The organism is Streptomyces sp. NPDC059787, from assembly GCF_042732315.1.
GTDB classification, from domain to species: domain Bacteria; phylum Actinomycetota; class Actinomycetes; order Streptomycetales; family Streptomycetaceae; genus Streptomyces; species Streptomyces atrovirens.
This window is the reverse complement of sequence record NZ_JBHWHX010000016.1, coordinates 1-22,505: the sequence shown is the minus strand read 5'-3', so window position 1 is coordinate 22,505 and position 22,505 is coordinate 1. Positions and strand designations below refer to the sequence as shown.

The window sequence follows — 22,505 nt, the reverse complement described above, 5'->3', positions numbered from 1 at the left end:
GGTACGGGTACGGATTTGAGACACGCAGAAGGCCCGAGCGATCTTGACAAGCGGGCATGGCGTCGAGAACTCCTCACGGTGAGGAACGGGTTGACGGCGGATGACGTGCGGGAATCCGCGGCCGCGCTGGCCCGGCAGGCGCTCGGACTGCCCGAACTGGCGCACGCGCGCACGGTGGCGGCGTACGTCTCCGTGGGGAGCGAGCCCGGCACGCTCGCGCTGCTCGACGCGCTGCGCGCGCGGGGCGCACGCGTGCTGCTGCCCGCGCTGCTGCCCGACAACGACCTGGACTGGGGAACGTACGAGGGCGAGGAGTCACTCAGGCGGGTGCGACACGGCGCGAAGATGGCGCTTTTCGAGCCCTCGGGTCCGCACCTGGGGCCGGACGCCGTCACGGGGGCGGACGTCGTGCTGCTGCCGGGCCTCGCCGTCGACACGCGCGGGACGCGCCTGGGACGCGGCGGCGGCTCCTACGACCGTGTCCTCGCCCGGCTGGACCGCGCGGGCGCGCGTCCGGCGCTGGTGGTGCTGCTGTACGACACGGAGGTCGTCGCGCGCGTCCCCGCCGAGCCGCACGACCGGCCGGTGCACGCGGTGGTGACACCGTCGGGGGTACGCCGGTTCGGCTGAGCCACCGGTTCCGCCGGGCCCCCGTACACGCGGAAGCGGCCTCACGCGTGCGCGTGAGGCCGCTTCCGACGGCGGGGACCGGGGTCAGGGCTTCAGCAGCAGGGTGTCGCTGGTGCTGTCCGCGACCGCCTTCTGCGAGTACGACCACTCCAGCAGCTCGCCCTCGGCCCACTTGTCCGTCTGGTCGACGTAGTGGGCGCTGTAGGCGTGCCCGGAGGCGCCGGTGAGGTTGATCCACCGGGACTTGTCGAGGTCGCCGAGGTTGACCACCATCCGCATGGACGGCACCCAGACGACGCCGTAGCCCCCGGCGGCGTTCCAGCCGGTCGCGTTGACGGTGGCCTCGCCGCCGCCGAGCTTCCACGGGCCGCGGTTGAGCATGTACTGCAGGAAGTCCGGGCCCTCGGTGCCGAGGGTCTGGTTGTTCAGGAACAGGCGGTGCAGCCGGCCCCAGCTCCAGCTGTCGATGTCCTTGCCGAGCTTGGCGGTCAGCTCCCAGCGGGCGTCGATCATGGCGCGCTTGAACAGCTCGTCACGGTTGTCCGCGGCGGGGCGGGTGCCCGACTTGGGGGTCTTCCACCAGGAGCTGTCCTCCTTGTCCATCAGCTTGCGGACCACCTCGAACCAGCGGTCGCCGCCGTCGGGCTGCGCCTGGTCGGCGTCGCGCCGACCGCACTCGCGGACCTTGTCCGCCTCGTCGGCGGGCCCGGTGTTGTTGACCGGGTCGACCCACACGCACTGGCCCTTGACCCGCAGCTCCTTGGGCAGCTTGTGACCGAAGGCGAGCTTGAGGATGTTGCGCCACACGGAGTTGAAGTAGGCGGCGGCGGCCGAGTCGGCGTCCTGGGTGTAGTCCCAGCCCTCCAGCAGCTTCTGCGCCTCGCGGACGTCCGCGTCCTCGGTGTCGATCTTGAGCAGGTGCGGCACCAGCAGTTTGGCGATGGTGCTGGAGTTGTCGAGCTGCATCTGCCGCATGTCGTCGGTGGAGATCTTGCCGCCGTCCTTGATCTTCGACTTGATCAGTTCGGTGATCCGCTGGCTGCGGGCGCCGTAACCCCAGTCGGTGGTCAGCGTGTACGGGTAGTCCTCGTCGACGACGGCCTGGTTGGCGGTGACGATGTAGCCGCGGTCCGGGTCGTACTCGTAGGGCAGCGCGTCCTGCTCGATCCAGCCGGTCCACTCGTAGTCGGCGTCCCACCCGGGGGCCGGGATGGAACCGTCGTGCTTCTCCGCGCGGGTGGGGATCTTCCCGGGGAGCGTGTAGCCGATGTGGCCCTCGGTGTCCGCGTAGATCAGGTTCTGCGAGGGCACCTCGAACAGGGTGGCGGCCTCGCGGAAGTCGTCCCAGTCCTTCGCGCGGTTCATCGCGAAGATCGAGTCCATGGTGCGGCCGGCGTCCAGGGCGGTCCAGCGCAGCGCGACGCCGTAGCCGTCGCCCCGGTCGGGGGCGGCGCTGTCGACGGTGGCCTTCTTGCCGGTCTTCACCAGGTCGTCGGAACGGTCGGAGAGCAGGGGGCCGTTGTTGGTCTCACGGACGACGATCTTCTGCGCCTTGCCGCCGGCGACCTTGATGGTCTCCTCGCGCGTCTCGAACGGCACCACCTTGCCGTCGTACTGGTAGCCGTCGCCGGTGATCTTCTCCAGGTAGAGGTCGGTGACGTCGACGCCGGAGTTGGTCAGGCCCCAGGCGATGTCCTGGTTGTGGCCGATTATCACGCCGGGCATGCCCGCGAAGGTGTAGCCGGTGACGTCGTACTGGCACTTGGCGGACACCTCGCGGCAGTGCAGGCCCATCTGGTACCAGACGGACGGCAGCGAGGCCGACAGGTGCGGGTCGTTGGCGAGCAGCGGCTTGCCGGTGATGGTGTGATCGCCGGAGACCACCCAGGAGTTGGAGCCGATGCCGTCGCCGTTGACGCCGACGGCGGTGGGGAGGTCCTCCAGGACCTGCTGGAGGCCGGTGAGCTGGCTCTCCAGGGAGGAACCGCTGGTGCCGGTACCCGTGCCGGTTCCGGTGCCCGTACCCGTACCCGTCCCGGTGCCCGTGCCCGTACCTGTGCCGGTCTCCGCACCCGTCCCGGTGCCGGTCCCCGTGCTCTCGCCCTGCTCGTACGCCCCGGTGAGCTGGTTGTACTGGCCCTCCTGGACCACCGGCTTGTTCCGGCTGTACGGGTACGCCGGGTACAGGTCGGCGATCTGCTTCGGGCCGAGGCGGCTGGTCATCAGCGCGCGGTCGATCTCGTCCTGCATGTTGCCGCGCAGGTCCCAGGCCATCGCCTTCAGCCAGGCCACGGAGTCGACCGGGGTCCACTCGCCGGGCTTGTAGTCGTTCTCGAAGCCCAGCGCCGCGTACTCCAGCGAGATCTCCTTGCCGTCCTTGCCCTCCAGATAGGCGTTGACGCCCTTGGCGTACGCCTGGAGGTACTTCTTGGTGGCGGGGGAGAGCTTCTTCTCGTACTCCTCCTCGGCGATCCGGTCCCAGCCCAGGGTGCGCAGGAACTCGTCGTTGTCGATCTGGCTCTCGCCGAACATCTCCGACAGGCGCCCGGCGGTCATGTGCCGGCGCACGTCCATCTCGTAGAACCGGTCCTGCGCCTGGACGTAGCCCTGCGCCATGAACAGGTCCTCGTCGGAGGAGGCGTAGATCTGCGGGATGCCGTAGCCGTCCCGCTTGACGTCGACGGTCCCCGTCAGGCCCTTGAGCGTGATCGAGCCCTTGGTCTGCGGGAAGGAGGCACGCACGGTGCTGACCGACCAGTAGCCGCCGTAGGCGACAGCGCCGATCAGGGCCAGCACCAGGACGAGCACGATCAGTCGGCCTCTGCGTCCCTTCTTCCTGCCGGACTTGCCGGGCTGCTGCCCCGCGGAGGCGCCGGCCTGCTGACCCGTGGAGGCGGTGGTGTCGGTGGGCATCGCTGTCCTTGCTGTCCTAACGCGAGCGGCAGGTCGGGCTGTGCTTTTAACTGAGCGCTGGAGCAACGATAGGCGCAGGGCCCCGCGGCACTTGACGCGGAGTGGCGAACCAGCCCGGACGGACGTTCGATCATGCCGTCCCGAGCGTCAAGAAAGCGTCAAGAGTTAGGTAAGGTAACGAAGTAGTTTGCCGCGGAAGCGGTGGCTCGTATGCGATGTACGTGAGCTCACGCGCGGATGCGCCTGAGTCAGGGAAGGGAACGGCCGCTGACTGTCCACCACCTCAACCAGCTCCTGCTCGTCTGCTCGCTCGTCCTGCTCGTCGCCGTCGCAGCGGTCCGGATCTCCTCGCGCAGCGGGCTCCCCAGCCTGCTCGTCTACCTGGGCATCGGCATCGCCCTGGGCCAGGACGGCTTCGGCGACATCCACTTCGACAACGCCGAGCTGACCCAGGTCATCGGATACGCGGCCCTGGTCGTGATCCTGGCCGAGGGCGGCCTGGGCACGAAGTGGACGGAGGTGAGACCGATCCTGCCCGCCGCCGCCGCGCTCGCCCTGACCGGCGTCGCGGTGAGCGTCGGCGTCACGGCGTCGGCCGCGCACTTCCTGGTCGGGCTGGAGTGGCGGCAGGCGCTGATCATCGGCGCGGTGGTGTCGTCGACCGACGCGGCGGCCGTCTTCTCGGTGCTGCGGAAAATACCGCTTCCCTCGCGGGTGACCGGCGCACTGGAGGCGGAGTCCGGCTTCAACGACGCTCCCGTCGTCATCCTGGTCGTCGCCTTCTCCTCGGCCGGACCGGTCGAGCACTGGTACGTCCTGGTCGGCGAGATAGTGCTGGAGCTGGCCATCGGCGCCGCCATCGGACTCGCGGTGGGCTGGCTGGGCGCCTGGGGACTGCGGCACGTGGCGCTGCCCGCCTCCGGCCTCTACCCGATCGCCGTCATGGCCATCGCGGTCGCCGCCTACGCGGCCGGCGCCATCGCCCACGGCAGCGGCTTCCTCGCCGTCTACCTCGCCTCGATGCTGCTGGGCAACGCCAAACTGCCGCACTGGCCCGCCACCCGCGGCTTCGCCGAGGGGCTCGGCTGGATCGCCCAGATCGGCATGTTCGTCCTGCTCGGCCTGCTCGTCACCCCGCACGAACTGGGCGACGACATCGTGCCCGCGCTGGTCATCGGGCTGGCGCTCACCATGGTGGCCCGCCCACTGAGCGTCGTCGTCTGCCTGCTGCCGTTCCGGGTGCCCTGGCAGGAACAGACACTGATGTCCTGGGCGGGACTGCGCGGCGCCGTGCCCATCATCCTGGCGACGATCCCGATGGTGCAGGGCGTCGCCGGGAGCGAGCGGATCTTCAACATCGTCTTCGTCCTGGTCGTCGTCTACACCCTCGTCCAGGGGCCGACCCTGCCCTGGCTGGCCCGCAAACTGCGCCTGGGCGCGGACTCCGCCGCCGACCTCGGCATCGAGTCGGCGCCCCTGGAGCGGCTGCGCGGACACCTGCTGTCGGTCGCCATCCCGGCCGGGTCGAGGATGCACGGCGTGGAGGTCGCCGAGCTGCGGCTGCCGAACGGGTCCGCCGTCACCCTCGTCGTGCGCGGGGGGACGTCGTTCGTGCCGCTGCCGTCGACGGTGCTGCGCCGCGGGGACGAGCTGCTCGTCGTCGCCACGGACCCGGTACGGGACGCCGCCGAACGGCGCCTGCGCGCGGTCGGCCGGGGCGGCAAGCTGGCCGGCTGGCTGGGCACCGACGGACCGCGGGCGGGACGCTGACGGACCGCAGGCGGGACGCTGACGGACCGCGGGCGGGACGCTGACGGCGTGCCCGGCTTCACAGCGGGCGGCAGGTGATCCCTGTACGATGCATGCGACCCCCAGATCGAACCAACTCTGCCTGACGCAGAGCTGGCGCGACCGTATGGCGGCCGGAACGCCCTGAGCTGTGGCGCCGGTATCTACCGCAGTCAGCGCAAGAGGACAGCTCTCGGCGCCCCCGCACGACCCGCGCGGGCCGCTACCAGGTGGCAGAAAGGCACGGGCCGTGGCATCCACGGTCACCACGTCGAAGGACTCGGCGGCCACCTCCCGACCGGGATACGGCCGGCTGCTGCGCACGCGCGGCGCGTGGACGTTCCTGCTCCCCGGCTTCGCGGCCCGCCAGCCGTTCGCGATGCTCACCCTCTCCATCGTGCTGCTGGTGCAGCACACCACCGGCTCGTACGGAGCGGCCGGCGCCGTCGCGGCCGTCACCGGCGTCTCCATGGCGCTGTTCGCCCCCTACAGCGGCCGTCTCGCCGACCGCCACGGCCAGCGCGCCGTCCTCGTGCCCGGCGTCCTCGTCCACACGGCGGCCGGACTGGCCCTCACCGCGCTGGCGCTGACCGACGCGCCCCTGTGGGCGCTGTTCGCCGCCGCCGTGCCCACGGGTGCCTCGGTGCCGCAGATCGGGCCCATGGTGCGGGCCCGCTGGGGCGTGCGGCTCAAGGGCTCCCCGCTGCTGACCACCGCGGCGGCCTTCGAGTCCGTCACCGACGAGTTCACCTTCGTCGTCGGACCACTGCTGGCCACGGCCCTGTGCACGGCCGTCGACCCGGCCGCGGGCCTGCTCACCGAGGCCGCGCTGACGCTGGTCGGCGGCCTGCTGTTCGCCGCGCAGAAGGGCACGCAGCCCGGGACGGGCCGCGACGGGCACGCGCGCGTGGAGCACGTTTCCGCGCTGCGCGTCCCCGGTGTGCGCGTGCTGATCGTGACGTTCCTGGGCATCGGTTCCGTCTTCGGCGGCATGCAGGTCTCACTGGCCGCGTTCACCGAGTCGATCGGCGAGCCCGGACTGAACGGCGTCCTCTACGGCGTCTTCGCCGCGGGCAACATGCTCTCCGGCATCGTCTGCGGCGCGATCGCCTGGAGGACCGCCCCGCAGCGTCGCCTGGTGATCGGCTACACGGCGCTCGCGCTGACCGCGTCCGCCCTGTGGACCGCCCACTCGGCCCTGCTGCTGGCCGGGCTCGGCCTGCTGGTCGGCATGTGCATCGCACCGGCCCTGATCACCGGCTACACACTGGTGGAGAACCTGGTCCCGGCGGGCGCCCGCACCGAGGCCTTCACCTGGCTGACCGGCGCTGTCGCGCTCGGCCAGGCGGCGGCCGTCACGGTCGCGGGACAGCTGGAGGACCGCCTGTGGGGCGGCGCCGGCTTCCTGGTCCCGATGGCCGGTACGGTGCTGGCCCTCGTGACGCTGCTGGCGCTGCGGTCACGGCTGGCCGCGCCCCCGCGCGGGCGCACCGTCGCACGTGGCGTCGGTCACCGCGAGTCCGTCGCAGTGGACTGAACCCGCGGAATACGTCAAGATGGACCGTCGTTAGCACTCATCGAGTGAGAGTGCCAGGAGGAAGACAGTGCCGACCTACCAGTACCAGTGCACCGAGTGCGGCGAGGGCCTCGAGGCGGTGCAGAAGTTCACCGATGACGCGCTGACCGAGTGCCCCAACTGCCAGGGCCGCCTGAAGAAGGTGTTCTCGGCGGTGGGCATCGTCTTCAAGGGCTCCGGCTTCTACCGCAACGACAGCCGCGGCTCCTCGTCGAGCAGCTCGCCGGCGTCGTCGAAGTCGTCGAGCACCTCGTCGTCGACGTCTTCCTCCTCCTCGGACTCGGGTTCGAGCTCGTCGTCCGGTTCGTCCGGCTCCTCCGGTTCGGGCAGTTCCACCAGCACCACCGCCGCGTAGGGCCGCTTCCTTACGGGACCCTGTCGTCATCCGACGACGGGGTCTTCGGCGTTTCCGGGTGCGGTTAGGGTGCGGGGCATGGCGAACATGGCGAAGGCCGGGATCGGCGTGATCGGCGGCTCCGGTTTCTACTCCTTCCTCGACGACGTGACCGAGATCCAGGTGGACACCCCGTACGGGGCGCCCAGCGACTCCCTCTTCCTCGGCGAGGTGGCCGGCCGGCGGGTCGCCTTCCTGCCCCGGCACGGACGCGGCCACCATCTGCCGCCGCACCGCATCAACTACCGGGCCAACCTGTGGGCGCTGCGGTCGGTCGGCGTGCGCCAGGTCCTCGGGCCGTGCGCGGTCGGCGGTCTGCGGCCCGAGCACGGTCCGGGCACGCTGCTGGTGCCGGACCAGCTCGTGGACCGTACGAAGTCCCGGGCGGGCACCTACTTCGACGGGCTGCCGCTGCCCGACGGCACGGTGCCGAACGTGGTCCATGTGTCGCTGGCCGACCCCTACTGCCCCACCGGGCGGGCCGCCGCGCTGAAGGCGGCGCGGGACCGGGACTGGGAACCGGTGGACGGCGGCACGCTGGTCGTGGTCGAGGGGCCGCGCTTCTCCACCCGCGCCGAGTCGCTGTGGCACCAGGCGCAGGGCTGGTCGGTGGTGGGCATGACCGGCCACCCCGAGGCGGCGCTCGCCCGTGAGATGGAGCTCTGCTACACCTCCCTGACCCTGGTCACCGACCTGGACGCCGGCGCCGAGACCGGTGAGGGTGTCTCCCACGACGAGGTGCTGCGGGTGTTCGCCGCCAACGTGCACCGGCTGCGGGGCGTGCTCTTCGACGCGGTGGCCGGGCTGCCGGAGGCGGAGGAGCGGGACTGTCCGTGCACGTCGGCGCTGGGTGGGATGGACCCGGGGTTCGCGCTGCCGTAGCCGGTGACGGGGCGGAACGTCCCGTTCGGGTGGGGGAGTTCTCCACAGGTTCGTGGTAGGTCCACAGGGCTCGGCGGGACGCGGCGCGAGGCCTCATCGTGGGAGTCGCAAACCGGTCCCTCGTCGCAGGTGGTGGTACCCGTGTCCCGTCTTCCCTCCTCGCTCCGCTCCCCCTCTTTCCCCCGTCCGCCCGGCCCTGAGGTCCCTCCCCCCTGCGAGGTGCCGCACTTCGCCCCGGTGCGGGTGCGCGGCGGCCTGCCGCTCCCGGACGGGCTCGTACGGCACCGGAGGCGGGCCATGGCACTCGGTCTCGCGGTCACGGCGGCGGCACTGGTGGCGGCGGGGCCGCGGGACGCGGACCGGTCCCGTGGCCGTCCCGACGGATCCCCGGCGGCCCGTGCCGCCTCGGTGTCCCCCGGGGACCGTGCCGTACGGGCGCGGGGCGCGGGAGTGGCGGTCACGGCGGCGGTGCGGATCGCCGACGCGGCCACGGTACGGCTGCTGCGGCCGGGCGACCGGGTGGACGTGATCGCCGCCGAGGAGGCGGTGTCCGGAGGCGAGGCCCGCGTGGTCGCGCGCGGGGCACGGGTGACCGAGGTGCCGGAGCCGGCGGACGGAGCGGGCGGAACGGGCGACGGCGGGGCGCTGGTCGTCCTGTCGGTGCCGCGTGCCACGGCGGCCGAACTGGCCGGCGCGAGCGCCACGGCACGGCTGGCGGTGACGGTGTGCTGACCGGCGCCTCTCCGGTCCTCGTCCGCGCGTCGGGCCCTTGCGCCGGGCGGCCCGACTGGACAGGCCGGCACCGGCGTGACGTAGGTTGCGGAGCGCTTTCTTCCGCACCCTACGCACGAGAAATGAGGCCTCGAAGTGAGCGACCAGGAGAAGACGGGCATTCTGCAGGGCTTCAAGGCCTTCCTGATGCGGGGCAACGTCGTCGATCTGGCCGTGGCGGTGGTCATCGGTGCCGCCTTCACGAACATCGTCAACTCGGTCGTGAAGGGCGTCATCAATCCGCTGGTGGGTGCGTTCGGCACGAAGAACCTGGACAGCTACAGCTCGTGCCTGAAGGGCCCCTGCGAGGGCGCCGGGGACGCCGCGACCGGTGTCAGGATCCTGTGGGGCTCGGTCCTCGGGGCGACGCTGCAGTTCCTGATCACCGCGGCGGTCGTCTACTTCCTGATGGTGCTGCCCATGGCGAAGTACCTGGCCCGGGTGGAGGCCCGCCGGAAGGCGAAGGAGGGCGCGCACGAGGTCGTCGAGATCACCGAGCTGGAGGTGCTCAAGGAGATCCGCGACACCCTCGTCGCGCAGCGCGGCACGGGGCACGGCGAGCGGTAGGGGCGGCCCGCCGGCGGGCGGGTCAGATGTGGTGGGGCGGCTTCTCGTCGAGGAAGCGCTTCAGATCGGCCGCGCTGTCGCCGGACGGGCGCTCGCCCCAGCCGCGGTCCGTGTCGTCCGAGGACTGCTGGTCCAGCGGGTCGTCGAAGACCAGTGCCGGCTTGGGCCCACTCGGGCGGGGATCGGGGGCGGTGCTCATACGTCCAGGGTACGGCCGCCCCTGACCGGGCAGTACTGGCCCCATGACAGCTGACGCTCTGACGGATGTGGCCGGCGTGCGCGTGGGGCACGCGACGCGTACCGGCGACGGGTGGCTCACGGGCACCACGGTCGTGCTCGCGCCCGAGGGCGGGGCCGTGGCCGCGGTGGACGTGCGCGGCGGCGGGCCCGGCACGAAGGAGACCGACGCGCTCGATCCGCGCAACCTGGTGCGGACGGTCGAGGCGGTGGTGCTGACCGGGGGCAGCGCGTACGGGCTGGACTCGGCGTCCGGGGTGATGGCCTGGCTGGAGGAGCGGGGGCGCGGGGTGCGCGTCGGGCCGTATCCCGCGCAGGTGGTGCCGGTGGTGCCGGCCGCCTGTGTCTTCGACCTGGGCCGGGGCGGCGACTTCCGGGCCCGGCCGGACGCGGCCACCGGCCGGGCCGCGGTCGAGGCCGCGGCGGCGACCGCTCCGGGGGCGCCGGTGCCGCAGGGGTGTGTGGGCGCCGGTACGGGCGCGGTGGTCGGGCAGCTGAAGGGCGGGATCGGCACCGCGAGCGCGGTGCTGGGGTCGGGCATCACGGTGGCCGCGCTGGTGGTGGCCAACGCGGCGGGGTCGGCGGTCGATCCGGGGACGGGGGTGCTGTACGGGGAGTTGTTCCAGGGCCGGGTGCGGTATCCGGAGCCGGAGGTGCACGGGGCCGCGCTGCGGCGGCTCGCGGAGGTGGCCGGGCGGAACGCGGCTCCGCCGCTGAACACCACGCTCGCGGTGGTCGCCACCGACGCCGGCCTGTCCAAGGCGCAGGCGCAGAAGCTGGCCGGCACCGCGCACGACGGCATCGCGCGGGCCGTGCGGCCGGTGCATCTGCTCAGCGACGGCGACACCGTCTTCACCCTGGCCACGGGCGCCCGCCCGCTGGACGCGGCGGACCCACTGGCCCTGAACGAGGTTCTCGCGGCGGGCGCGGACCTGGTGACCCGCGCGATCGTACGAGCGGTCCGGGCCGCCGGTCCGGTGGACGGTCCGGGCGGTTCGTGGCCGTCGTACGGGGAGTTGTACGGCGGGCGTTGAGGGAGGCGCCGGTGAGCGTTGAGGGAGGCGTCGGCGATCGGCTGCGGAAGTACCGTCCGACCAGGAGCGATTGATGTCCGTACCGGACCCGTCGGGAACTTCTCTTGCGCTCCGCCCGTTTTTCGGCCATACGTTTTCTCAGTTCCCGGACACGATGTCCGACCGAGGGGCTACGGTATGCACCCACAAGGTGACATGCAGCAACGCCGGGAGAAACCTTGAGCGTTCCGTACGAGACGGCAGCGTACGAACCACCCGACTCGCCCGAGTCTCCGGAGGAGCACCTCGCGCGCCTCCTCGGCCGTGCCCTGAACTCCTTCGAGCTGCCGGACGAGACGATCCGGCGGCTGGACTGCGCGCTGGCGCACGACGGTTCGCTGCACTCCGCGCACCACAGCGCCGGTCTGCACCGGGAGACGTACCGGCACACCTGGCTGCTCGCCGACGGTTCGGCGCTGACGCTCTGGGAGCTCGTGCACAACACGGCGCCGGGGGACGAGCCGCAGCACGAGGTGTATGTGGACGAGGAGGAGTTGCGGACGGCCACGGCCCGGCTGCCGTTGCCGCCGGACACGCCGGACTTCGAGCTGCCGGTGACGGTGCAGCTGCTGCCGCCTCCCGCGCTGCGGCAGGTGTACGTTCCGGACGGTTCGGCGGATCACGCGCGGCGTTTACTGCGCCGGGCGGAGAACACGGACCGGCCGGGCGCGGAGACGGCCGCGCTGCTGGCCACGGCGTGCGCGCACCGGATCACGCAGGCCTTCGGCCGCCCGTCCCGCACGGGGCGTCCGGGGCTGTCCTTCTCGCTCTACGAGCACGCGTTCCTGCTGGGTGACGGTGCGGAGTTGTCCGTGTGGGAGGTCGAGCACACGGTCACACCGGACGGGCGGCACATGTGCGAGGTGTACGCCAGCGAGGACGCGGCGCGGGACGCGATGGAGCGCCGGGCGGCGCAGGTCTCCTGACGCGGCGGGCGGGGCCTCGGCCCGGTCCCGCTCAGTCCCCTTCGCCGAAGCGCCGTACCAGCCCGGCGAACGCGTCGCGCTCCGCCGGGGTGAGCCGTACGGCTTCCACGTGGGGGCCGGTCCGCCGCTGGCGTGGGATCACCGGGACGCCGTGAGGGGCGTGGGGGGTGTGCTGCCGGCGGGCCGCCTCGTCGAGGGGTTCGTGTGCGCGCGTCCGTCCGCGCCGGCGCCGCAGGACGTCGGCCAGGCCCGCCGCACAGGCCACGGCCACCAGGGTGAGGACGGTGGCGCCCGTCGTCCGCGAGAGTGTCGTGTACTCAGGCATGCGGCCCAGTACACACCAAGATCCGGGGCTTTGACCCCGGATCGTGATGATCGTGATCTATATCGCAGTAGGCATGAACCGCCCACACCTACCCAAACGGACGCACCGCCGTAACTCTACGCGGCCACCGGCTGCTTGCTCTCCGCCGGCGGCACCGGGGTGCCCTCGTCCGCGCCCGTGGCGACCGGGGCCGGCTTGCGCAGGCCCTTGAGGACGATCACCAGGGCCGCCGTGACGCACACGCCCGCGGCGATGGCGACCAGGTAGAGGAACGGGTTGCCGATCAGCGGGACGACGAAGATGCCGCCGTGCGGGGCGCGCAGGGTGGCGCCGAAGGTCATCGACAGGGCGCCGGTGACCGCGCCGCCCACCATGGAGGCGGGGATCACCCGCAGCGGGTCGGCGGCGGCGAACGGGATCGTGCCCTCGGAGATGAAGGAGGCGCCCAGGACCCAGGCGGCCTTGCCGTTCTCGCGTTCGGTGCGGTTGAAGAGCTTGCCGCGGACCGTGGTGGCCAGGGCCATCGCCAGCGGCGGCACCATGCCGGCGGCCATCACCGCGGCCATGATCTTCATCGCGGAGTCGCTGGGGCTCGCGACGGCGATCCCGGCGGTGGCGAAGGTGTAGGCGACCTTGTTGACGGGCCCGCCGAGGTCGAAGCACATCATCAGGCCGAGGAGGGCGCCGAGCAGGACGGCGTTGGTGCCGGTGAGGCCGTTCAGCCAGTCCGTCATGCCCTTCTGGGCCTCGGCGATGGGCTTGCCGATGACGACGAACATCAGGAAGCCGACGACCGCCGCGGAGATCAGCGGGATCACCACCACCGGCATGATGCCGCGCAGCGCCGCCGGGATGCGCACCTTCTGGATCGCGATCACCACGCCACCGGCGATCAGACCGGCCGCGAGACCGCCGAGGAATCCGGCGTTGATGGTGAGCGAGATCGCGCCGCCGACGAAGCCGGGCACGAGACCGGGCCGGTCGGCCATGCCGTAGGCGATGTAGCCGGCCAGGACGGGGACGAGGAAGCCGAAGGCGACGCCGCCGATCTGGAAGAGCAGGGCGCCCCAGCTGTCGGCCTGGGTCCACACGAAGTGGTCCATCACCGAGGGCGCCTCGTTGATCTCGTAGCCGCCGATCGCGAAGCCGAGGGCGATGAGCAGACCGCCCGCCGCGACGAACGGCACCATGTAGCTGACGCCGGACATCAGCCATGTGCGCAGCTTGGTGCCGTAGCCCTCGCCGGATTCGCCGCCTCGCTCGACGGGCGTGTCACCGGACACGGCAGCGGTGACCTCCCCGCGTTCCGCCTTGCCTCTCACCTCGGTGATCAGGTCGGCGGGGCGGTTGATGGCCGCCTTGACGCCGGTGTCGACGGTCGGCTTGCCCGCGAAGCGGTCCTTCTCCCGTACGGGGACGTCGTGGGCGAAGATCACACCGTCCGCCGCCGCGATCACGGCCGGGTCGAGCCGGGTGAAGCCGGCGGAGCCCTGGGTCTCGACGACGATCTCGATCCCGGCTTCCCGGCCGGCGTTCTCCAGCGACTCGGCGGCCATGTAGGTGTGGGCGATGCCGGTGGGGCAGGAGGTGACGGCGACGACCCGGAACGGGCGCTCCGCCTCCTCGGCGGCGGCAGCAGCGGTGGTGGTGCCCGTGGCGGCACCGGCGGAGGCCGCCCCCGGTGCCGCCACGGAGTCCTCGGAGCTCGAGGAACCCGAGGAGTCCGAGGAGCCGGCCTCTTCGCCCCGGATGAGCGCCGCAGCCGCCCCCGCGTCGCCCACCGACCGCAGGGCGTCGGTGAACTCGGCGTTCATCAGCTGCCGGGCCAGCGACGACAGGATCGTCAGATGGGCTTCGTCGGCGCCGGCCGGGGCGGCGATCAGAAAGATGAGGTCGGCGGGCCCGTCCGCCGCGCCGAAGTCGATCCCGGCGGCGCTGCGTCCGAAGGCGAGCGTGGGCTCGGTGACGTGCTCACTGCGGCAGTGCGGGATACCGATGCCGCCGTCGAGGCCGGTCGGCATCTGTGCCTCGCGGGCGGCGACGTCGGCGAGGAAGCCGTCCAGGTCGGTCACCCGGCCCAGGGCCACCATGCGCTCGGCGAGGGCGCGCGCCGCCGCCTCCTTGGTGTCGGCGGACAGGTCGAGATCGACCAGTTCCGCGGTGATCATGTCACTCATCGCGGGCTCCTTCGCACGCGTATCGCCCGTGCAGCGGGGTGGGCGGAAGGGGGGACGGGGGTGAGGAGGGGGTGGTTCATGACACCGGCTCCCGCAGTACGCGGTCGGCGGGTACGTCGGCCGTGACGGTCACCGCGGCCGGGTCCAGGTCGGCCGGGGTCGGCATCACGCTGCCGGGGAGCCGGACGGCCGCCGCGCCGTGGGCGACGGCGGAGGCGAGCGCCTCGGGGCCGCGCCCGCCGGCGACGAGGAACCCGGCCAGCGAGGAGTCGCCCGCGCCCACGTTGCTGCGGACGGCGTCCACCGCGGCGGTGCCGAACCAGGCGCCGTCGTCGTCCACGAGCAGCTGCCCGTCGGCGCCGAGGCTCGCCAGGACGGCCCGGGCGCCCATCCCCCGCAGCTCCTCCGCCGCCTTCAGCGCGTCGCCCACGGTGACCAGGGGCCGTCCCGCGGCCTCGGCCAGCTCCCCCGCGTTCGGCTTCACCACGTCGGGCCGCTCGCGCAGGGCCGCGAGCAGCGCCGGTCCGGAGGTGTCCAGCGCGACACGTACGCCGGCGGCGTGCACCCGGGCGACCAGTTCGGCGTACCAGGAGGGGGCGAGTCCGCGCGGCAGGCTGCCGCAGCAGGCGATCCAGTCGGCGCCCGGGGACTGCCGGCGGACGGTGTCCAGGAGCAGTTCCTGTTCGGCCGCCGTCAGTTCCGGCCCCGGTGCGTTGATCTTCGTCAGTACGCCGTCGGCCTCGGCGAGCGCGATGTTGGAGCGGGTGGCGCCGGTGACCGGGACCGGAGCGACCTCGATGCCCTGCGCGTCGAGCAGGTCGGCGACCAGGGCGCCCGGTGCTCCGCCCAGGGGCAGTACGGCGACCGTGCGCCGGCCGGCCGCGGTGACGGCGCGGGAGACGTTGACGCCCTTGCCGCCGGGGTCGACGCGTTCGCCGGTGGCCCGGACGACCTCGCCGCGGTCCAGCGAGGGGACCTCGTAGGTGCGGTCCAGGGACGGGTTGGGGGTGACGGTGAGGATCATGCGCGTACCACTTCCGTGCCGCCGAGCTCGATCGCGGCGGCGTCGTCCGGGCCGAGCCCGCTGTCGGTGATCAGCAGGTCCACGTCGCTCAGGTCGCCGAAGCGGGCGAAGTGCTCCTGGCCGTGCTTGGAGGAGTCGGCGAGCAGCACCACCCGGCGGGCGGCGGCCATGGCCGCGCGCTTCACGGCGGCCTCGGCGAGGTCGGGCGTGGTCAGCCCGTGCTCGGCGGAGAAACCGTTGGCGGCCACGAAGAGCACGTCCGCGCGGATCTCGGAGTACGCGCGCAGCGCCCAGGCGTCCACGGCGGCGCGCGTACGGTGCCGTACGCGCCCCCCGACGAGATGGAGCTGGATGCCGGGGTGGTCGGCGAGGCGGGCCGCGATGGGCAGGCTGTGGGTGACGACGGTGAGGGATGCCTCCGCCGGCAGGATCCCGGCGAGCCGCGCGGCCGTCGAACCGGCGTCCACGATCAGCGTGCCGTCGGCCGGGAGTTCGGCGAGGGCGGCCCTGGCGATGCGGTCCTTCTCGTCGGCCGCGGTCGTCTCCCGCTCGGCGAGGTCCGGCTCGAAGTCGAGGCGTCCGGCGGGGATGGCCCCGCCGTGCACCCTGCGGACCAGGCCGGCGCGGTCGAGGGCCTTGAGGTCCCGGCGGATGGTCTCGGCGGTCACCTGGAACTCCTCGGCCAGCGAGACCACGTCCACCCGGCCGCCGTCGCGGGCGAGCCGCAGGATCTCCTGCTGGCGTTCCGGTGCGTACATGGGGTGTGCCTCCGAGTCCGTTCATGCCCGAACGTGTGGTTTCGCTCGCAGAGTACGTCCGGATGTCCGGGAAGTAAACACACATGGGCATGTTCGGGCATGAACGGGCTTCCGTCCGCGCCCGCACACCCACACGCCAAGGGCCCGGCACCCCATGAGTCCCATGAGGTACCGGGCCCTTCCCGTCGTCCCGCTCAGGCCACGAGCTCCCGCTCCTTCTCCACCGCCACCGGAGCCTCCCCCGCTCCCTCCACGTGCTGGGCGGGTCGCTTGGGCAGGGCGAACATCAGCAGGAAGATCACGCCCATCACCGCGGCCACATAGCCCAGCGCGTGCTGGAAGCCGTCCGCGAAGGCCGGGCCCACCTCGGCCGGGGCGAGCCGCTCGTCGATCACCCCGAAGAACACCACCGACACCAGGCCGAGGCCCAGCGCGTTCCCCATCTGCTGCACGGTGTTGATCAGCCCCGACGCCGACCCGGCGTGCTCACGCGGCACCTCGGACAGCACCGCGTCGGTCAGCGGGGCCACGATCAGGCCCATGCCGACGCCCATGACCACCAGCGGGAGCGCCATCTGCCAGGAGGTGATGTCCATGCCGTAGCGCTCGGACTCCCAGATGTAGAGCAGGACGCCCGCCGCCATCACCAGCGCCCCCGCCTGGAGCACCTTGCGTCCGAACCGCGGGACCAGCAGCTGCACCGACATCCCCGCCGCCGCGGAGACCGCGACGGAGAACGGCACCCCGGTCAGCCCGGCCCGCAGCGCGCTCCAGCCCAGGCCCATCTGCATGTACAGCGTCCAGACCAGGAAGAAGACGCCGAGGCCGACCCCGAACACCGTCTGCACCGCGATGCCCGCCGCGAAGCTCTTCACCCTGAACAGCGACAGCTCGATCAGCGGGGAGCCGTCCCGCGCGCCCTTGACCCGCTCGTACGCCACCAGCGCCCCGAAGACCACCAGCGCGCCGGCCATCGACACGTACCCCCACAGCGGCCAGCCCAGCTCGCGTCCGCGGGTCAGCGGGTAGAGCAGCATCAGCAGCCCCAGCGTGACCAGCGCGACGCCCACCAGGTCCAGCTTCAGGGCGCGCGGCGCCTTCGACTCGGTGATGAAGCGGCTGCCGAGGACCAGGCCCGCGATGCCGACCGGCAGGTTGATCAGGAAGATCGGCCGCCATTCCAGGCCGAACAGGTTCCACTCGGTCAGCAGCGCGCCGAGCAGCGGCCCGGACACCGCGCCCAGGCCGACGATCGCGCCGAACAGCCCGAACACCTTGCCGCGCTCGTGCGGCGGGAAGGTCGCGTGCACGATCGACAGGACCTGCGGCACCATCAGCGCCGCCATGGCGCCCTGCAGGATGCGGGAGGCGACCAGCATCTCGGGGTTCACGGCGAGCCCGCACAGCGCGGAGGCGAGGGTGAAGCCTCCTATGCCGATGAGGAAGATCCGCTTGCGGCCGTGGATGTCGCCGAGCCGGCCGCCGGTGACGAGCCCGGCGGCGAAGGCCAGCGCGTAACCGGCGGTGATCCACTGGATCTGGCTGAAGGTCGCGCCCTCGTCGCGCTGGATCGACGGGATCGCGATGTTGACGATCGTGACGTCGACGAGGTCCATGAAGGCCGCGGTCATCACGATCGCCAGCGCGAACCAGCGGCGACGGTCGCCCACGACGGGCTGTGGTGCCTGCGGGGTGTCGGTGGAGTTCATGTCCCAGAAGCTATTTCCCCAGTAGGTCGGATCAGGTCCTACTTCTACGGGATCCTCGTTCTCATGACGACGGACACTCCGGCCCGGCTCCTTCAGCTCCTCTCCCTCCTCCAGACGCCCCGCGAATGGCCCGGCGGCGAGCTGGCCGACCGGCTCGGGGTCTCCCGGCGCACGGTCCGGCGGGACATCGACCGGCTGCGCGAGCTCGGCTATCCCGTACAGGCGACGATGGGCGCGGACGGCGGCTACCGGCTCGTCGCCGGCAAGGCGATGCCGCCGCTGGTGCTCGACGACGAGGAGGCAGTGGCCATCGCGGTCGGGCTGCGGGCCGGCGCCGGGCACGCGCTGGAGGGCGTGGACGAGGCGTCGGTGCGGGCGCTGGCGAAACTGGAGCAGGTGCTGCCCGGCAGGCTGCGTCACCGCGTCAGCACGCTCCAGGCCGCGACCACCCCGCTGACCAGCGGCGACGGTGCGACGATCGCGCCGGAGACGCTCATCGTCATGGCCTCCACGGTGGCCGGGCACGAGCGGCTGCGGTTCGCCTACCGGGCCGCCGACGGCACGGAATCCCGGCGGGTGGCCGAGCCGTACCGGCTGGTGTCGACCGGGCGGCGCTGGTACCTCGTGGCGTACGACCTCGACCGCGCGGACTGGCGGACGTTCCGCGTCGACCGGGTGAGCGACCCCTTCGCGACCGGGGCGCGGTTCACGCCGAGGGAGCTGCCGACGGGGAGCGCGGCGGAGTTCCTGCGCCGGTCCATGCACCGCGCGCGGGAGTCGTACGAGATGGTCGTCACCTTCGCCGCACCGGCCGGGGCGGTCGCGGCCCGTCTGCCGGGCTGGCTGGGCCCGCCCGAGCCGCTGGACGAGGGCAGCTGCCGGCTGCGCGCGACGGTGAGCGACGCCAAGGACTGGATGGCGGTACGACTGGCGATGCTGGGACACGAGTTCACGGTGCAGGAGCCCGCGGAGCTGGTGGAGGCGGTACGGGAGCTGGGCGCGCGGATGAGCCGGGCGGCGGGCGGGGCGGGGTGACGTGGCGCCGGGCCCTTCAGGAGGAACCGTGACCTGGCGGCGGGCCTTACGGAAAGAGCCCACGCCTTGGCGTCAGGCCTGACGGAAAAGGCCCGCCGGCCCCGCGTCAGGCCTGACGGAAAGGACCCACGACCCGACGCCGGGCCGCACGGAAAAAACCCACGACCCGACGCCGGGCCTGACGGAAAAACCCGTGGCCCTGCGCCAGGCCTCACGAAAACGGCCGTGAACCGGCGTCAGGCTTCTCGGGAACGGTCGCGAGCCGGCGTCGAGTCCTCCCACGCGAAACCCCGTAGCGCCGCGAGGTTGGCGACCGCCAGTTCGGCCGGGCCCCGGGGGCCCTCGGCGGGGCCGTCGCCGGCCGCCCAGCTCTCCATGGCCGTGCGGACGGCCGCGCTCGCGACGGCGGCGGTGAAGCACAGCCGGGTGCGGGCGGCAACGTTGTCGGCGTCGTACGGGGCCTGAGCGGCCGTCAGCCGCTCCGCCAGCGCCTCCGCCAGGCTCCGCTCCGACGCCCGGCACACCTCGGCCCACACCCGGCGCAGGGCGGGGTTCGCCTCGGCCAGCCGGATCAGGGTGCGCACCCAGTCCCAGGAGGCCGCCGACACCCCGAGGCCGGGGGTCAGCGTGTGGCGCACGGCGTCCTCCAGGACCTGCGGCAGGGGCACCCCGGCGGGCGCGGCGCGCACCGCCGCCACCCAGCGCTGGGCGCCGGTGGCGTAGAGCGGGCCGATGGCCTCTTCCTTGCTGGCGAAGTACCGGTAGAAGGTGCGCGGGGCGATACCGGCCGCCTGGGCGATGTCCTCGGCACGGGTGGCCCGCAGGCCCTGCCGGACGAAGAGACCGGCCGCCGCGCGGGCGATCTCCATACGGGTCTCGGCCTTGCGCCGTTCGGTCAGCGAGACCGCGGGAGGCGGAGGTGGGGGCGGCGTCGGGGTGGTGCTGCTCACGCCCGGCAGGCTATGCCCATGTGGCACAATCTGCCATCTGGCGGGCCACCCCGGGGTTCAGGTCCGGGGTGACCCGCCGGCCGGCAACGCGCACGAGGAAGCCGGGCCCGGCGCCCGGGGGGAGGGCGCCGAACCCGGCTTTGGGAAGTCCCGGCGCCGGGGGGGGTTGTGCGTCGGGACGTGGCTCGGTGGGTCCAGGATCTCAGGGGCCCGAAGTACGAACTCCTGGTCCTTGCATTCTTGTTCCCGGGGTCCAGCGGGTTGAAGCGGCGGGGAACGGCCATGTTTTGCGCGGTCTTTCGCCACCCGGCGTACGCGGCCGGGGCCCTGCACGGACCCCGCCGCTCCCCCGGAGTCCGCACGGCGGCATCAAAACCCCCGCACCGGACCCGGCGACAGCACCGCCACGTTCACCTTCCGACAGCCCACCCCTCACGCTACCGCGCCACCCGAATCCTCACGCCACCGCATCCGGCCGTCACGCCCCCGCGTCCGGCCCGGCGGTCACTCCACCGCGCCGGACCCGGTTCGTTCTCACGCCGCCGCGTCGAAGCCGGTGTCGCGGGCCAGCTTCTTCAGCTCCAGCAGCGCGTGCTTCTCGATCTGGCGGATGCGCTCGCGGGTCAGGCCGTGCTCCTTGCCTACCTCGGTCAGCGTGCGCTCGCGGCCGTCCTCGATGCCGTACCGCATCTTGATGATGGAGGCCGTGCGCTGGTCGAGGCGGCCGATCAGGTCGTCCAGCTCCTCGCTGCGCAGCAGCGTCAGCACCGACTGCTCCGGCGACACCGCCGAGGTGTCCTCCAGCAGGTCACCGAACTGGGTCTCGCCCTCGTCGTCCACCGACATGTTCAGCGAGACCGGGTCACGGGCCCAGTCGAGTACGTCGACGACGCGCTCCGGCGTGGAGCCGAGCTCGGCGGCGACCTCCGCGGGCTCCGGCTCCCGGCCGTGCTCACGGTTGAACTCGCGCTGGACGCGCCGTATCCGGCCCAGCTCCTCCACCAGGTGGACGGGCAGACGGATGGTGCGCGACTGGTCGGCTATCGACCGGGTGATGGCCTGACGGATCCACCAGGTCGCGTACGTCGAGAACTTGAAGCCCTTGCGGTAGTCGAACTTCTCGACCGCGCGGACCAGACCGGCGTTGCCCTCCTGGATCAGGTCGAGCAGCGGCAGACCGCTGCGGGGGTAGCGGCGGGCCACGGCGACGACCAGGCGCAGGTTGGAACGGATAAAGACGTCCTTGGCCCGCTCACTGGCGTCGTACAGGGCGTGGAGCTCCTCGGTGGTGGCCCCGGCCTTGTTCTCCTCGAGGCCGTCGAGGATCTGTCGCGCGAACACACCCGCTTCGATGATCTGGGACAGCTCGACCTCCTTGGCGGCGTCGAGCAGCGGCGTGCGCGCGATCTCGTCCAGGTACATACCGACCAGGTCGCGGTCGGCGATCTCGCCGCCATGGGCGCGGACACTGCGTGCCGAGTCGGCCGTCTCGCCGGTGGCGGACTGACGACGGGCGACGGCGCGGGTTGCCATGCGTGCTCCCTTGCGATGATGAGGTCAGCGGGTGGTCCTGCGGACGCCTGACACGTCTCTCGGGTCCCTCCGGACTCTGGTCGAGTGCCCTGCATCCGATGGAAACAACGACTGGAATCCGGACAGAATTCCCAACCCGCCCCCCGATTTTTCTGATCATGCAGTACCCTGTCGGGCCACGCGAGGAGGCGCGATGCCGTCGGAGCACGAAGAGGTCCAGGTCAGGCCGGGCACGGAGGGTGATCTGACGGCCCTCACCGACCTGTACAACCACTACGTACGTGAGACGGCGATCACATTCGACACGGCGCCTTTCACTCCGGAGGAGCGCCGCCCCTGGCTGCTCTCCCACCCTGTAGACGGCCCGTACCGCCTGATGGTTGCCACGGCCGCCGGTTCGCGGCGGATCCTGGGGTACGCCACCTCCAGCCCCTTCCGCCCCAAGCCCGCCTACGCGACCTCGGTGGAGACGACGGTCTACGTCGCCCCGGACTCCGGCCGGCGCGGCATCGGCACCCTCCTCTACAAGGCCCTCTTCGAGGCCCTGGCGGACGAGGACCTGCACCGCGCCTACGCCGGCGTCGCCCAGCCGAACGACGCCTCGACGCGGCTGCACGAGCGTTTCGGCTTCCGGCACGTCGGCACGTACCGGGAGGTGGGCCGCAAGTTCGGCCGCTGGTGGGACGTGGCCTGGTACGAGAAGCCCCTTTGACATCCTCGCCGTCCTGAAGGACGGCGATTCCCGCCTACCGCGCTGTTGAAGGCTGCGGTGTCGGGTGGGTTCCTGCTTCGCTGCGCGGTGCCGGGACGAGTCCTGGTCTTACCTGCGCTCCACAGGCTGTCACGGCCAGTCCGGCCGCCTTGGCGACGTTGACCGCCGCGTTGATGTCCCGGTCCAGGACGGCCCCGCATGCCCCGCAGGTCCACACACGGACGTGCAGGGGCTTGGGGCCGTCCTTCACGCCGCACTGCGAGCACACCTGAGACGTGGGCTCGAAGCGGCCGATCCGGAGGAAGGTGCACCCGTACCGGGCGGCCTTGTACTCCAGCATGGTCACGAACGCCGACCATCCGGCGTCGTGGACGGACTTGGCCAGGCGCGTCCGCGCGAGTCCCTTCACCGCCAGGTCTTCCACGGCGATCGCTTGGTTCTCGCGGATCAGCCGGGTGGAGAGCTTGTGGTGGAACTCGCGGCGCGCGTCGGCCACCCGCGCGTGCGCGCGAGCGACCTTCAGCC

The 22,505-nt window shown here is 72.2% G+C and carries 21 protein-coding genes; 11 read left to right on the top strand and 10 right to left on the bottom strand.

The window, feature by feature from the left end:
• The first annotated feature begins 90 nt into the window (after window positions 1-90).
• Entirely contained in the window at window positions 91-630 is a 540-nt protein-coding gene (locus ACFV5H_RS17395; RefSeq protein ID WP_385046731.1) for a 5-formyltetrahydrofolate cyclo-ligase, read from the top strand.
• An 84-nt stretch (window positions 631-714) separates the two neighbouring features.
• On the opposite strand, the gene ACFV5H_RS17390 is transcribed toward ACFV5H_RS17395, so the two are convergent.
• Window positions 715-3,543 carry a penicillin acylase family protein gene (locus tag ACFV5H_RS17390; RefSeq protein WP_385195585.1) on the bottom strand — a complete coding sequence of 943 codons (2,829 nt, stop codon included), beginning with the start codon at window positions 3,541-3,543 and terminating at the stop codon, window positions 715-717.
• A gap of 237 nt (window positions 3,544-3,780) precedes the next feature.
• On the opposite strand from ACFV5H_RS17390, the gene ACFV5H_RS17385 reads away from it, so the two are divergent.
• The 6 genes from ACFV5H_RS17385 (at window position 3,781) to mscL (ending at window position 9,521) form a co-directional block, all read left to right on the top strand.
• Window positions 3,781-5,313, top strand: a complete 1,533-nt coding sequence (locus ACFV5H_RS17385) for a potassium/proton antiporter (protein ID WP_385046737.1) — start codon at window positions 3,781-3,783, stop codon at window positions 5,311-5,313.
• A gap of 268 nt (window positions 5,314-5,581) precedes the next feature.
• Window positions 5,582-6,868 carry an MFS transporter gene (locus ACFV5H_RS17380; RefSeq protein WP_385046740.1) on the top strand — a complete coding sequence of 429 codons (1,287 nt, stop codon included), beginning with the start codon at window positions 5,582-5,584 and terminating at the stop codon, window positions 6,866-6,868.
• A gap of 67 nt (window positions 6,869-6,935) precedes the next feature.
• Window positions 6,936-7,262, top strand: coding sequence for an FmdB family zinc ribbon protein (locus ACFV5H_RS17375; protein ID WP_385046742.1), 327 nt, complete (start codon window positions 6,936-6,938; stop codon window positions 7,260-7,262).
• 78 nt (window positions 7,263-7,340) lie between these two features.
• The gene (locus ACFV5H_RS17370; RefSeq protein ID WP_385046745.1) at window positions 7,341-8,183 is read left to right on the top strand and encodes an S-methyl-5'-thioadenosine phosphorylase; all 843 of its coding nucleotides are present in this window, start codon (window positions 7,341-7,343) and stop codon (window positions 8,181-8,183) included.
• A gap of 219 nt (window positions 8,184-8,402) precedes the next feature.
• Window positions 8,403-8,915 carry a hypothetical protein gene (locus ACFV5H_RS17365; protein WP_385195582.1) on the top strand — a complete coding sequence of 171 codons (513 nt, stop codon included), beginning with the start codon at window positions 8,403-8,405 and terminating at the stop codon, window positions 8,913-8,915.
• Between the two features lie 135 nt (window positions 8,916-9,050).
• Window positions 9,051-9,521, top strand: coding sequence for a large conductance mechanosensitive channel protein MscL (gene mscL / locus ACFV5H_RS17360; RefSeq protein ID WP_385046751.1), 471 nt, complete (start codon window positions 9,051-9,053; stop codon window positions 9,519-9,521).
• Between the two features lie 22 nt (window positions 9,522-9,543).
• Here the strand turns inward: mscL and ACFV5H_RS17355 are convergent, their stop codons facing one another.
• Window positions 9,544-9,720, bottom strand: a complete 177-nt coding sequence (locus tag ACFV5H_RS17355; RefSeq protein ID WP_107425243.1) for a hypothetical protein — start codon at window positions 9,718-9,720, stop codon at window positions 9,544-9,546.
• Window positions 9,721-9,763: 43 nt separating this feature from the next.
• Between ACFV5H_RS17355 and ACFV5H_RS17350 the strand changes: the two genes are divergently transcribed.
• Entirely contained in the window at window positions 9,764-10,792 is a 1,029-nt protein-coding gene (locus tag ACFV5H_RS17350; RefSeq protein WP_385195580.1) for a P1 family peptidase, read from the top strand.
• A 218-nt stretch (window positions 10,793-11,010) separates the two neighbouring features.
• Window positions 11,011-11,757, top strand: a complete 747-nt coding sequence (locus ACFV5H_RS17345) for a DUF6227 family protein (RefSeq protein ID WP_385046757.1) — start codon at window positions 11,011-11,013, stop codon at window positions 11,755-11,757.
• 31 nt (window positions 11,758-11,788) lie between these two features.
• Here the strand turns inward: ACFV5H_RS17345 and ACFV5H_RS17340 are convergent, their stop codons facing one another.
• The 5 genes from ACFV5H_RS17340 to ACFV5H_RS17320 form a co-directional block, all read right to left on the bottom strand.
• Window positions 11,789-12,082, bottom strand: a complete 294-nt coding sequence (locus tag ACFV5H_RS17340; protein WP_385046760.1) for a hypothetical protein — start codon at window positions 12,080-12,082, stop codon at window positions 11,789-11,791.
• A 116-nt stretch (window positions 12,083-12,198) separates the two neighbouring features.
• Window positions 12,199-14,259, bottom strand: coding sequence for a fructose-specific PTS transporter subunit EIIC (locus ACFV5H_RS17335; RefSeq protein ID WP_385195578.1), 2,061 nt, complete (start codon window positions 14,257-14,259; stop codon window positions 12,199-12,201).
• 76 nt (window positions 14,260-14,335) lie between these two features.
• Complete coding sequence (gene pfkB / locus ACFV5H_RS17330; protein WP_385195575.1) at window positions 14,336-15,283, bottom strand: 1-phosphofructokinase; 948 nt, start codon at window positions 15,281-15,283, stop codon at window positions 14,336-14,338.
• Window positions 15,280-16,041 carry a DeoR/GlpR family DNA-binding transcription regulator gene (locus ACFV5H_RS17325; protein ID WP_385046769.1) on the bottom strand — a complete coding sequence of 254 codons (762 nt, stop codon included), beginning with the start codon at window positions 16,039-16,041 and terminating at the stop codon, window positions 15,280-15,282. The genes pfkB and ACFV5H_RS17325 overlap by 4 nt, the downstream gene beginning before the upstream one ends.
• 194 nt (window positions 16,042-16,235) lie before the next feature.
• Window positions 16,236-17,750 carry an MFS transporter gene (locus tag ACFV5H_RS17320; protein WP_385046772.1) on the bottom strand — a complete coding sequence of 505 codons (1,515 nt, stop codon included), beginning with the start codon at window positions 17,748-17,750 and terminating at the stop codon, window positions 16,236-16,238.
• 63 nt (window positions 17,751-17,813) lie between these two features.
• On the opposite strand from ACFV5H_RS17320, the gene ACFV5H_RS17315 reads away from it, so the two are divergent.
• Window positions 17,814-18,785 (top strand): helix-turn-helix transcriptional regulator, encoded by a 972-nt coding sequence (locus tag ACFV5H_RS17315; RefSeq protein WP_385195572.1) that lies wholly within the window; start codon window positions 17,814-17,816, stop codon window positions 18,783-18,785.
• A 236-nt stretch (window positions 18,786-19,021) separates the two neighbouring features.
• On the opposite strand, the gene ACFV5H_RS17310 is transcribed toward ACFV5H_RS17315, so the two are convergent.
• Both ACFV5H_RS17310 and ACFV5H_RS17305 read right to left on the bottom strand, forming a co-directional pair.
• On the bottom strand, window positions 19,022-19,735 hold the full coding sequence (locus ACFV5H_RS17310) for a TetR/AcrR family transcriptional regulator (protein ID WP_385046778.1): 714 nt from the start codon (window positions 19,733-19,735) through the stop codon (window positions 19,022-19,024).
• A 534-nt stretch (window positions 19,736-20,269) separates the two neighbouring features.
• Window positions 20,270-21,268 carry an RNA polymerase sigma factor RpoD/SigA gene (locus ACFV5H_RS17305; protein WP_383356085.1) on the bottom strand — a complete coding sequence of 333 codons (999 nt, stop codon included), beginning with the start codon at window positions 21,266-21,268 and terminating at the stop codon, window positions 20,270-20,272.
• Window positions 21,269-21,461: 193 nt separating this feature from the next.
• On the opposite strand from ACFV5H_RS17305, the gene ACFV5H_RS17300 reads away from it, so the two are divergent.
• Window positions 21,462-21,980, top strand: coding sequence for a GNAT family N-acetyltransferase (locus ACFV5H_RS17300; RefSeq protein WP_385046781.1), 519 nt, complete (start codon window positions 21,462-21,464; stop codon window positions 21,978-21,980).
• Between the two features lie 34 nt (window positions 21,981-22,014).
• On the opposite strand, the gene ACFV5H_RS17295 is transcribed toward ACFV5H_RS17300, so the two are convergent.
• Window positions 22,015-22,505, bottom strand: a 491-nt coding sequence (locus tag ACFV5H_RS17295) for an RNA-guided endonuclease InsQ/TnpB family protein (RefSeq protein ID WP_385195570.1), incomplete at its 5' end; no start/stop codon positions are given.